The 10789-nt window shown below is 63.2% G+C and carries 11 protein-coding genes; 5 read left to right on the top strand and 6 right to left on the bottom strand.

Going from position 1 to position 10789, the window contains the following annotated elements:
• Positions 1-3: 3 nt before the first annotated feature.
• The 4 genes from NGM29_RS01940 to NGM29_RS01925 are packed head-to-tail and all read left to right on the top strand — an operon-like array spanning position 4 to position 3195.
• Positions 4-609 (top strand): chemotaxis protein CheC, encoded by a 606-nt coding sequence (locus NGM29_RS01940; RefSeq protein ID WP_253430985.1) that lies wholly within the window; start codon positions 4-6, stop codon positions 607-609.
• Positions 606-1838 (top strand): chemotaxis protein CheC, encoded by a 1233-nt coding sequence (locus tag NGM29_RS01935; RefSeq protein ID WP_254158580.1) that lies wholly within the window; start codon positions 606-608, stop codon positions 1836-1838. The genes NGM29_RS01940 and NGM29_RS01935 overlap by 4 nt, the downstream gene beginning before the upstream one ends.
• Positions 1835-2350: a chemotaxis protein CheD gene (locus NGM29_RS01930; RefSeq protein ID WP_254158579.1), complete on the top strand. Its 516-nt coding sequence runs from the start codon at positions 1835-1837 to the stop codon at positions 2348-2350. Before NGM29_RS01935 ends, NGM29_RS01930 begins: the two co-directional genes overlap by 4 nt.
• The gene (locus tag NGM29_RS01925; protein ID WP_254158578.1) at positions 2347-3195 is read left to right on the top strand and encodes a CheR family methyltransferase; all 849 of its coding nucleotides are present in this window, start codon (positions 2347-2349) and stop codon (positions 3193-3195) included. Before NGM29_RS01930 ends, NGM29_RS01925 begins: the two co-directional genes overlap by 4 nt.
• 261 nt (positions 3196-3456) lie before the next feature.
• Here the strand turns inward: NGM29_RS01925 and NGM29_RS01920 are convergent, their stop codons facing one another.
• A complete protein-coding gene (locus tag NGM29_RS01920) occupies positions 3457-5916 on the bottom strand; it encodes a methyl-accepting chemotaxis protein (protein WP_254158577.1) in 2460 nt (819 codons plus the stop codon).
• 284 nt (positions 5917-6200) lie between these two features.
• Between NGM29_RS01920 and NGM29_RS01915 the strand changes: the two genes are divergently transcribed.
• Entirely contained in the window at positions 6201-7550 is a 1350-nt protein-coding gene (locus NGM29_RS01915) for an MSCRAMM family adhesin SdrC (protein ID WP_254158576.1), read from the top strand.
• A 24-nt stretch (positions 7551-7574) separates the two neighbouring features.
• Here NGM29_RS01915 and NGM29_RS01910 read toward each other — a convergent pair whose 3' ends face one another.
• The 5 genes from NGM29_RS01910 to NGM29_RS01890 are packed head-to-tail and all read right to left on the bottom strand — an operon-like array spanning position 7575 to position 10788.
• Positions 7575-8321 (bottom strand): DUF7289 family protein, encoded by a 747-nt coding sequence (locus tag NGM29_RS01910; RefSeq protein ID WP_254158575.1) that lies wholly within the window; start codon positions 8319-8321, stop codon positions 7575-7577.
• Positions 8321-8797 carry a DUF7266 family protein gene (locus NGM29_RS01905; protein WP_254158574.1) on the bottom strand — a complete coding sequence of 159 codons (477 nt, stop codon included), beginning with the start codon at positions 8795-8797 and terminating at the stop codon, positions 8321-8323. Before NGM29_RS01905 ends, NGM29_RS01910 begins: the two co-directional genes overlap by 1 nt.
• Positions 8794-9642 (bottom strand): DUF7261 family protein, encoded by an 849-nt coding sequence (locus tag NGM29_RS01900; RefSeq protein ID WP_254158573.1) that lies wholly within the window; start codon positions 9640-9642, stop codon positions 8794-8796. Before NGM29_RS01900 ends, NGM29_RS01905 begins: the two co-directional genes overlap by 4 nt.
• Positions 9642-10283, bottom strand: a complete 642-nt coding sequence (locus tag NGM29_RS01895; protein WP_254158572.1) for a DUF7288 family protein — start codon at positions 10281-10283, stop codon at positions 9642-9644. Before NGM29_RS01895 ends, NGM29_RS01900 begins: the two co-directional genes overlap by 1 nt.
• Position 10284: 1 nt before the next feature.
• Positions 10285-10788: a DUF7287 family protein gene (locus NGM29_RS01890; protein WP_254158571.1), complete on the bottom strand. Its 504-nt coding sequence runs from the start codon at positions 10786-10788 to the stop codon at positions 10285-10287.
• Between the last annotated feature and the right edge of the window lies 1 nt (position 10789).

Here is a 10789-nt window from a genome sequence, read left to right as displayed (position 1 = left end):
TCTATGACGATGATGGTCGACATTCGGAAGCTGAGCTTTATCAACGAAATGGCGAAGGTCGGAACGAACGGCGTCGCCGACAACATGAGCAAACTAACTGGCGAAGACGCCCAGATGGAGGTCACGAAGACGAACTTCATCGACGTCGATGACATCCAGAGCCAGCTCGAGCCAGGCAAGCGCGTCGGCGTCCGGGTTCGGTTGCTCGACCCGCCCCACGGACACATCCTCATCCTCTTTCCCGAGGCGAGTGCGAAGAAGATCACCGCGATCATGCTTCGCGACGTCGTCGACGACATGTCGAACGTCTCCGGGAAGATGGCCCGAAGCGCCGTCGAGGAGATGGGCAACATGATGGCCAGCGGGTTCATCGACGGCTGGGCCGACGTGCTCGGGCGCGCGATCGACATCGCCGCCCCACAACTCGTCTACGCGCCGGCCGGCGACATCGTCGTTCGAACGGCCGGGCTCGGCGGGGACGACCTCGCGCTCTTCTTCGACTCCGATCTCTCGGTGCCGAGCTATCAGATCGAGGCGGAAATCTACGCCTTCCCGGAGCTCGAGGAGTTCGTCGAGATGGTCAACGGCATTGACGTGCACCCCGCATGAAACTCGACGTCAACGCTCTCGGCACGTTCTACCGGATGGCCCGAGAAGGCGCCGGGCTGGCGGCCGGTCGGCTGACGAAGATGACCGGCGTCGAGACGCAAGTCGGCGTCACGAAGCTCAACTTCATGCGCGGCGAGGAGATTCGCCACGACTTCGAGGACGGCACCGAGAAGGTCGGGATTCGCGTCAGACTCAGCGGCGGCCTCGACGGCCACTCGGTCGTCGTCTTCGATCGCAACAGCGCGCTCCGCATCGTCGAGATGCTGATCGCCGAGGCCGACGTCGAGGAGTTCGACGAGATGAGCGTGAGCGCCGCCACCGAGGTCGGGCAGGTGATGAACAGCGGGTTCATCGACGGCTGGGCCGACGTCCTCGAGACCGTGATCGACGTCTCGACGCCGCAGTTCATCGAGGGGGCGACCGCCGAGCCCTTCTTCGGCGACATCGACGAGGCTCCTGGCAAGGGTGACATGGCCCTGCTCTTCCAGAGTCACATCAACGCCGTCGGCACCGAACTCAGTTTCAGCCACTACCTGTTCCCCGCTCGCGACTCCATGGCGAGCCTGCTCGAGCGACTGCGCACCAGCGACGGGATCGAGTACGACAAGCTCGACGGCTTCGACCGGATGGCCGAGCAGGGCGCCGAGGAGGTGGCGAAGACGGCGACGACGCTCACCGGCATCGAGACGAGCGTCGAGATTCGACGCCTGAACTTCGTCTCGCTCGAGGCTATTCCCGCGTCCGTCCCGAACGAGCGCCTCGTCGGGGTTGCCTTCGAGTTCGACGGTACGCCGAGTGGGTACCTCCTGTTCCTGTTCGACGAGGAGTCCGCACACGAGATCGTCGACGCGATGGTGCCGATGGAGACCGACGACGAGGAGGGATTCGGCGAGATGGAACGAAGCGCCATCACGGAACTCGGGAACATCATGGCCAGTGGCTTCCTCGACGGCTGGGCGAACGTCCTCGACACGACGATCGATCACTCGCCGCCGGAGTTCATCCACGACATCGGCGCCGCCGCCGTCGACCCTGTCATCATCCAGCTGGGCGAGAACCAGGAGTTCGCGTTCGTCTTCGATACCCAGGTGATGGCCGACGGGCGCGAGTTCGACTGTGACATCTACGCCATCCCCGACGAGCGAGACCTGGAACGTGCACTGAACGACCTCGACGTCGACCGCATCGAGGAGACGCCGACGACGGCCGAATTCGGAGACGTAGAATGAAGACGTACGGAACCGAACCGGGGGTCCCCGAACCGGTGCAGGTCGGTATCTCTGAACTCGTCGTCAGCGAGGGCGAGGACACGCTGAAATCCTACGGACTGGGTTCGTGTCTCGCCGTCGCGCTGTACGATCCGGACTCCGACATCGGCGGTCTCGCGCACGTTATGCTCCCGGACGGTGACACCGCCGACAATAGCGACGTCAAGCCCGGTAAGTACGCTGACACGGCCATCCGAGCCCTCCTGCGGCGGATGGTCGAACGCGGTGCCAGCTACACCTCCGTCGAGGCCAAGATCGCCGGCGGGAGCGACATGTTCCAGTTCGAGAGCTTCGGCGACGGCGTCGGCCAGCGAAACGTCTACGCCGCGAAGATCGAACTCGAGAAACTCGGCGTCCCCTTGATCGCCGAAGATGTCGGCGGAAAACACGGTCGGACGGTTGAATTCACTCCCGGAACCGGTGCACTTATCGTTCGGACGGCCAACGGTGAGCACGGAGTGACCGAGTTGTGAGCACCGACCCGGCGTTCGAACGCCTCCTCGAGTACGTCGAGGCGGAGCTGGCTTTCGCGACGAGCCACTACAACACGAGTTACCTCGACCGGCGGGTCTCCTCGCGGATGCGCCGAACCGGCAGTGACAGCTACGAGGAGTACTTCGAATTGCTGCGGTCGGAGGCGGACGAGCAACGGGCGCTGCTCGACTCGCTGAGCATCAATGTCACCGGCTTCTTTCGTAACCCTGACGTCTGGGAGGGGATCCGCGACGTGCTCCGGACGCTGACCGAGCGCCACGAGAGCGTCCACATCTGGAGCGCCGCGTGTGCCGACGGCCGCGAACCGTACTCGCTGTCGATGCTCGCCCACGACGACGACCAGATCGACGAATCGTCGATCCACATCCTTGCGACCGACATCAGCGAGCCGGCCCTCGAGACCGCGCGCGAACGGACGTACACCGAATCCAGGACGGTCGACCTTGGCGACCAGCTCGAGTTTTTGAACGACTACCATCGGTACGTCGACCACGACCCGTCGAACGAGACCTACCGGGTGCGCGAGTCCGTCGCCCGGCCGATCACGTTCGATCGACACGACCTCATCAACGGCGAGGCGAAGTCAGGATTCGACCTCGTAATCTGCCGGAATCTGTTTATCTACATCGACAACGCGTACAAGCAGTCGATGCTCGAGACCATCGCCCGATCGCTTCGGGCCGACGGCTACCTCGTCATCGGCAAGGCAGAGACGATCCCGCCGACGCTCAAGTCCGCGTTCGCGATTACCGACGGCAGACTTCGGATCTACCAGCGAGAGGGCCCGGTGGGGATCTCGATGAACTCCGAGTCGACCAACTGACCTCTTCCGGTGTCGAGCTGGCTACCGAAGCAACGTCCGGACTGACGTGTTCGTCTCGACGAACGCCTCGACGTCGTCGATGACGAGGGAGGCCGATCTGGCGGTCGTTCTGGTATCGCTCCCAGACACACGGCCACCAGGCTCCTGTTCACTGAACAATTCCAAACACTACAATAGCTCTATCAATGGTCCGACCGCATCGCCGCGGTGTTCGAGCGTATCGCCACGGCACTGGAGCGGGGCCTCGAACGTGACGTTCCGCTAGTTCTCCCCGCCAAAGGTGAAGACGTCCGACGGGTCGTCATCGCCCTGGCCCTCGCCCGACGCAGTGTCGTCCGCTCGTTCGACGTCGTCAGTTTCGTCGGCGTCGACTCGCTGGTCTTCGAGGGACTCGGACGCATCGTCGACCGGTTCAGATGTCGATTCGTCCTCGAGCGATGGTTCCGATCCGGTCTCGGGAAGCGGTGTCGGGTCGTCAGTCCCCGCGACAGGGACCGCCGTCTCGGCGTCGACCACCTGGCCCGGTCCAATCTCGGTGTCGAACCGGTCGAGCGCCTCCGAGAGCTGTGCCGCCTGGTTCGCAAGGTCGCTCGCGCTGCGAGAGACCTCGGTCAGGGCCGTGGTCTGCTCTTCGGCCGCAGCAGCGACGTTCTCGCTCTCGGCGGTTGTCTCCTCGGAGATGGTCGCCGCCTCGTCGACCATCGAGACAACTTCCTGGGTCGACGCCGCCTGTTCTTCACTCGCCGCCGAAATCTCTTGGACGCCCACGTTGGTCTCGCCGGCGTAGTCGGCGATCTCGTCCAGCGCAGTGGCCGCCCGCTGTACCGAGTCGGTGTGTTCGGCCACCCGGTCGCTGGTCAACTGCACCTCGGTCGCCGTCTGCTCGGTCTGGTTCTGGATCGCCTCGAGTCGCTCCTCGATGTCTTCGGCCGCGGTCTTCGTCTCCTCGGCCAGTTCTTTGACCTCGCCAGCGACCACGGAGAATCCCTCGCCGGAGTCGCCCGAGCGAGCGGCCTCGATGTTGGCGTTCAGCGCCAGCATGTTGGTCTGCTCGGCGACCTCGGTGATGAACTCGATGAGTTCGTCGATCTGTTCCATCTCCGCCTCGAGTCGTTCGATCTCCTCGACTGCGGACTGGGACTCAGATTCGATCTCGGCCATCCCCTCGATAGCGTCCTGGGCGGCATCGCGCCCACGTTTGCCCGTCTGGGCGGTACGTTCGGCGATGTCGGCCACCTGGTTCGAGGAGGCCGCGATCTGTTCGATCGTCGTCGAGAGGCCGTTCATCTCGTGGTTGACCGACTGGAGGCTCTGGTTCTGGCGCTCGGCGCCGTCGGAAATCTCCTGGACGGATTCGGTGACCTGTTCGCTGGCGGAGCGAACTTCCTCGCTCGAGGCGGTGACCTGCTCGCTGGCGGTCGCGACGTCCGTCGCGAAGGCTTTGACGCCGGCGGTGGTCTCTTCGAGTTCGGCGACCATCGCGTTGAACTCGAGGGCGATGTCTTCCATCGCCTCGTTGTCTGTGTCGGCGTCCATCCGGGCAGTGAGGTCACCTTCGGCGGTCTCTTGCATGACCGCGCGGTACTCGTCGGCTTTCGCCTCGAGGTGGCGGTTGATCGCCTCGGTCTCCGCGCGGGCCTGTTCGGCTTCCTCGCGGGCATTCTGAGCGTTCTGGATCTGGTTTTTCAGCGAGTCGCGCATGTTGGCGAATCCGGCGTAGAGCCGACCGATGCTGTCGACGCGCTGGGTCTCGAACTCGACGTCGAGGTCGCCTTCTTCCATCCGCTCGGCTTTCGTCGTGAGTCGGTCGATCGAGCGCGAGGTGTTGCGCCCGATGACGCCGCCGATGAGCATCACGAACAGGATGCCACCGATGGAGGCGTAGATACCGTACTGCTGAACGTCCTGCACGAAGCCGAACGCCTCGGATTCGGGCGTGTGGACGACGACGAGGAACGGACTGCCCTCAGTGACACGAGCCGTCGCGCCGATGTACGGTTCGTTTCCGTAATCGCCGCCAACGGCGGACGCCAGTGCGTCGTTTGGCTCCTCGGTCGAGAAGTGCTCGCCCTCGGTTCCGACTGCACTGAAGTTGATATCTTTCGTCGAGTAGTCCTCGAAGTAGGCGTTTTCGCTCGGGTCCATGACGACCTGGGCGCCGTCGCCAGTCTCCCTGACGATGAACGAGATTCGACCCTCGTTTTCGGTGTGGATCATCTCCTCTGCGTACGCGCTCATCTCGAGCGACACTACCAGGAACTCGTTTTTCCCGTCAACGCTCGAAACGTAGCTCAACACCGGCGTCCCGTCGGTCGAAACGTGTGGCACGACCGCGACGTTGGTGTCGAAGTTCGAAACCGGCTCTCCGAATACCTGTCCGCCTGATTGCAGCGTATCGCGGTTGCTCTCGTAGTTGGGTTCGATTCTGCCCAGCTCTGCTGCCCAGGCAATCCCACCGTCCTCGGTCTTGTGCTCCTGGGCAATCTCTGCCGGTGCCTTTCCGTGAAGCGCATCAACCGTACTGTTCGTCACGTTGTCGTTTAGGTTGACGTAGTGGACGCTATGGCCGCCTGAGATGGAATTCCGGGCGGCGACCAGCCGTACCTGTTCGCCCGTTCCCACCGAGGACTCCAGTGACTGGTGTTCCTGTATGTTCAGTTGATTCCACTTGTCGACGTTCCGAGCCTCTTGCTGTGCCAACTCTGCGGAATCGTTCTGCACCTGCGACTGTACTTCACTCGCGATTTGATTCGTCCCTAGATACCCCATTGCACCCACAGACAGACCGATGACGAGAAGCACTATAGCGAACTTGAGTGCGTATCGGCGTCTGATGAATTTGGGAATGACTTTTCGGACCGGACCTAACATACGGTCATAGACAGCTATCACCCACAATAAATCCTCTCCCGTGATTATCACGACTGAGAACAGGTCTTCGACGAACAGTGTCGTTTAAGTTGTCAGCCCGGGATATCTACCCGAGTATTCCCCACTGAGCGCACATGCCTCCCCATTCTCTCGAGACGTTCGTTACCCGGACACGGCTCCTGTGTGAAGCCGCGCCGCCGGAGACACTGACCGAAACGACGCCGATCGTCGACATGCTGTTGAGCGCCCTCGGCTGGGACACCATCCAGGACTGCCGGCGGAACGTCTCGGTGGCGGGAACCACACTCGAGTACGTCTGTTCGATCGAGGCGACCCCCGCACTGTTCGTGGCCGTCGACTCGGCGAGCGCGTTTCCCTCGAGCGATCGCCTCTCAGCGCTCGGGACGTGCCTCGCCGAAACCGGGGTCGATCGAGCGATCTACACTAACGGCCGCGAGGCGGTGTTGCTCGCCGGAACGAACTCGATCGACACCCACCGCTGCGACCTTCGCCGCCGGGAGACGCTCGAGCCGCTGCTCGAGCACTACCAGCGACGGGCGCTCGAGCGGCGTCTTGGGCGCCACTCCAGAGCGCCCGTCGCTCGTCGGCTGGCCGTCGAGCGCACGGCGGTGCGAGAGACGCTCGTCGACGACCTCGAGGCGGTCACCGGGTCGGCCTACACCGACGAACTCGAGGCGGCCGTCGATCGACTGCTCGAACACCTGGTCGGTTCGTTCTCGGGGACCGCCACTGCGTCCGCGTCAGGGAACGCCGACGACGGGGTGCCGACGTTCGAAGGCGAGGGCAATAGCGAGGACGAGAGCAAGTCCGCCGAGGAGTCGACTCGAGAACGCGTTCAGTACCGCGACCGGTTCCTGGCCGCTTCCGACGAGCGAGGTGACTCGCAGTCGCGCTCTTCGTCGCACGGTGAGTCGACGGATTCGACCCACGATCGGCCGACCGATTCACCCTCCGATCAGCCGACCGACTCATCGGCTCGAGTCGACGCTGGCACCTCGAGTGACTCCGACGAGGCCTCCAGCGTCGTCGATGGTGACGATGATGGTGAAGACGGCGATAGTGACGCCAGCGACGGTGGCAGCGGGGACGGCGACGCCAGCGACAGTGAGGACGGCGAGTACGTCGCGCGATTCTTCGCCGACCACGGCTCGATCGGCGCTATCGGCCACGGTTCGTCGACGGGAGCGCTCGTCCACGCCGCCGAGTTCCTCCTCGAGCGGGGGCTCTCGGGCGTCCGCGTTCCGTGGCCCGAATCGGAACCAGAGACCCCTGACACCGACGGCACCCTTGACCGCCCGGTTCTCGTCGGCCAGGACGGTGCAACACGTCTCCCGCGGAGTCGGCAACTCTCGAACGGCTACCACCTCAATACCGCGGGTTCCCCGACCGACCACGCCGACCGAGTCGAAGCACTCGGCGCTCGAGCGGGGTATCGGGTGATGTTGACCGGCGACTGGGAGTGAGCAGTACTCGAGGTGGCGTGACGATCAGTACTCGAGGTCCGCGTAGACGACGTGAATCGTGACGCGGCCGTCACCGCCGCTGAACGTGCATTCTCCGTCGAACCCACGCTCCTCAAGCGTTCGTTCCCAAGCCATCTTATATTCGGAGTTGCCGACGTCGACCGTCACCTCGTCGACTCCGGTGTAGGTCCGTCGGGTCGTCTTCGACGTGTTCTCTGTGAGCCGAAGTTGGTTGATCTCGCTGCTCTGGAGGGTCCGTGGTTCGGCGTCGATGACGAGCAGGGAGATGACGGCGGTGTCGTCCCGACAGCGGAGCATGGGTTCCTCGAGGGCGACGTTCCCGGTGTGGTCGCCGCGGAAGATGGCGCTGCCCTCGTAGGCGATGGTGTCGGTGCCGCTGCCGGCTTCGTAGACGAGGCCACCGGTCGTCACGTCTGTCCGATTAATGACGTTGGTACTGTCGTTGACGAAAACCGTCAACTCCGTCCCCTTGTGCGCCGTCGACACCGATCCACCGCGAAGGTTGAGTTCGCCCGCTCGAGCCGTCACGCCGTCGTATCGGACCACGTCGTTGAAGTTGTCGCTCAGGGCGTCCATCGCCCGTTCGGCGTTGCGCAACTGCTCGCCCTCTTGGTAGCTCGTCAGCGATTGCATCCCGAAGACCGACACCATCGTCACCGAGCCGATGATGATGGTGAACACGAGGATGAACGCCAGGACCTCGGAGACGGCGCGGTCCTCGCAATCGTGAGTTATGGTACGATCGAACATCAGCGATCACGCTCGAGTGTGACTTTGTCGCCGTCGTGGACAATCCGGATGGTGCCACCCGATATCGAACTCCCATCGTCGACGGGGGCGGTCACTGGCACGTAGACGTCTACGTCCGCGCTCTGTGCGCTCAGTCGCATGCAGTTCGTCGCGTCTGTGAGTAACGGTTCCTCCGCACACGTTTCGTTATCCAGTAACGTGATCGTGTAGCGATTCGAGGCGACCATCGACGGGTGGTCGACGGTCAACTCGGTCGTCCCGTCCTCCGTTGCCAGCCGGTCGACCTTCGAGATTTCGCCCGCGAGTCGTTCGCCAATCGTCTCGAGCGATTGCTGGGCGCTGCGGTCGGTCTGGGACTCGAGAAGCGTCCCGGCGGAGATGAGGAGTCCGGCGACCAGCACGGTGGTGATGCCGAGGGTGAGGACGTGGGTGATGGCGATGGAGACGCCGCGGTCGTTCGACTCGGGTCCAATCACGAGTCGGACACCCCCAGTGGCATCGACACCTCGAGCGTTCGAGAATGCGTGAGGTCGTTCGTGGCGTACTCGAGGCCGACCTCGATAGCGACGACGGCGCTTTCTTCGTGCTCCGACCCCTCCAGCGAACTCTCGTCGTCTATAAGCACTTCAAGCTGAACGCCTTCCGTATTCTCGGACGTGACGACGAGTTCGCCGTCCATGGTCGGCGGGAGTTTGCTCGCCGAACACGTCGTCCGTTCTGCGCCGTGGACCGTTCCCGTGACGAAGTCGATCGTCGCCGGCTCTTCGTCGAATTCGATCGCACAGCGGTCGTCTCCCTGCTCGATCTCGAGGGTGCCGTCGTTCTCCGATATCGTGACCTCTGTGCTTTCGGACAGTTTGACGGTGACGTCGTCGTCGAGGTCGCCTCTCTCGAGCGTGAGCGCCACCCCGTAGATGTCGGCGTCCGACACGGTTCGCCCGGCAGAAAGATTCGCGATCGCGTACGTTCCACTCACTGGCGACGGATCGCTCGAGACGACCACCGGCCGATTCGTCGTCGCCTGGTTTTGATACTGGACCAGGAATGTATCGATGCCGTCGATGAACGGGCCGCTGTCGTCTTCGTCCGGATCGACGGCCACCTCGTCTCGCTGCTCGGCGATCGTCTGTACACCCTGGATCACCTCTACCGCCGTCCGCTCGGCGTCCGACACGGTCTGACCCGACGCACTCGAGGAGAGCGTCTGCGTGTAGAGGACGCCGTTGAACACGACGACGACGCCGAGGAGGATGAACGCGATGGTGACCGCGGAGATGAGGACGAGCTGGCCGCGGTCTAGGTCGCTCGTCTCGGGCGCCATTACCATACGATCACCCGGACTTCGACAACGTTGTAGAGGCCGCTGTCTTTCTCGAGGTCCGATATATAGCCGTCAGCCTCACCGATGTCACCGAGTGTCCCATCTTCGTCGGACGTGATCGGCTGATTCGCGTGCAAGACGACCGTGTAACTCGCCGTCACGGCCGTGCTCGAGGGCGGGCCCTGGTTGACGAGCATGATAGGGTTCTGATTCTGATCTTCGGCTTCGTCCCCGCGCTCTTGGTAGTGTACCTCGACGTTGTAACTCTGGCCGGCGTCGAGGTGCTGATTCAGGATCGCTCCCAGGGTCGACTCGTTGGCGAACGTTGCCGTCGAATAGACGCCCTGGACGCCACTCGACTGGTTGTGGAACTCTTCGAAGTCGTCCCCGTCGAGTTCGACGTTCCGGAGCATCCTCGAGAGGTCGTTCTCCTGCTGGGCGACGATCAGCGCGTCCTGGACTTGCTGCTGTTGCTGTGCCTGGGCCGTTCGGTCGACCGCTCCGCCCGAAGACGGGGTGATGACCACCGACTGCACTGCGAACAGCACCGCGATCAGCAAGATGAACGCCGCGATGAACCCCTCGAGCGTGTACGCCTGGCCGCGATCGGTCGTCCTCGAGTTTGGTGTATTCCGTATCATATTACCACACCCTCACGACGAGTCGACAGGCGGGGTCACAGTTGATGTCGTCTTCGTCATATCCTGCTGGAGGATTGGTCACCGACACGATTCGTGTCGCACTACCCGCCGACTGGCCCCGGTACTCGTCCCCGACCCCAAACTGGGAATCTCGAGTGGCGTTCACGATTGTCACGTTGATCCGGTCGATCCGAACCGATCCGGTGTTTCGGAGCCCCAGTTTCTCGAGGTCGTCGGAATCGGCGTCCTCGAGCGCCGCCAGATCGAGGTCGTTCGGTTCTCCGCTCGAGTACTCTGTGACAATCTCGCCGGCGATCCGGTCGGCCTGGGCCGACTCCGGCGCCGTCGACGCCGAAAACGGCGTAATCAGCGACGGGACGAACGAGAACACGAACGCGACCGCGAGCAGGAACACCCCGATGCCGACCGCGAAGTCCTGGGTGGTCTGGCCTCTCGAGTCGCGTGGAATCGAGACCGAGACGGTGCGGGGGCGTCGGCGCGTCATC

It is taken from the genome of Natronosalvus rutilus (assembly GCF_024204665.1).
In the GTDB taxonomy this organism is placed as follows: Archaea; Halobacteriota; Halobacteria; order Halobacteriales; family Natrialbaceae; genus Natronosalvus; species Natronosalvus rutilus.
This window is presented reverse-complemented; position numbering and strand designations above follow the sequence as displayed.

Bases quoted from the DNA above. Each gene is read 5' to 3' on its own strand.
- NGM29_RS01900 (WP_254158573.1), bottom strand. From the start codon at position 9,642: ATGGCGCCCGAGACGAGCGACCTAGACCGCGGCCAGCTCGTCCTCATC.
- NGM29_RS01915 (WP_254158576.1), top strand. From the start codon at position 6,201: ATGCCTCCCCATTCTCTCGAGACGTTCGTTACCCGGACACGGCTCCTG.
- NGM29_RS01940 (WP_253430985.1), top strand. From the start codon at position 4: ATGACGATGATGGTCGACATTCGGAAGCTGAGCTTTATCAACGAAATG.
- NGM29_RS01890 (WP_254158571.1), bottom strand. From the start codon at position 10,788: ATGACGCGCCGACGCCCCCGCACCGTCTCGGTCTCGATTCCACGCGAC.
- NGM29_RS01910 (WP_254158575.1), bottom strand. From the start codon at position 8,321: ATGTTCGATCGTACCATAACTCACGATTGCGAGGACCGCGCCGTCTCC.
- NGM29_RS01895 (WP_254158572.1), bottom strand. From the start codon at position 10,283: ATGATACGGAATACACCAAACTCGAGGACGACCGATCGCGGCCAGGCG.
- NGM29_RS01935 (WP_254158580.1), top strand. From the start codon at position 606: ATGAAACTCGACGTCAACGCTCTCGGCACGTTCTACCGGATGGCCCGA.
- NGM29_RS01930 (WP_254158579.1), top strand. From the start codon at position 1,835: ATGAAGACGTACGGAACCGAACCGGGGGTCCCCGAACCGGTGCAGGTC.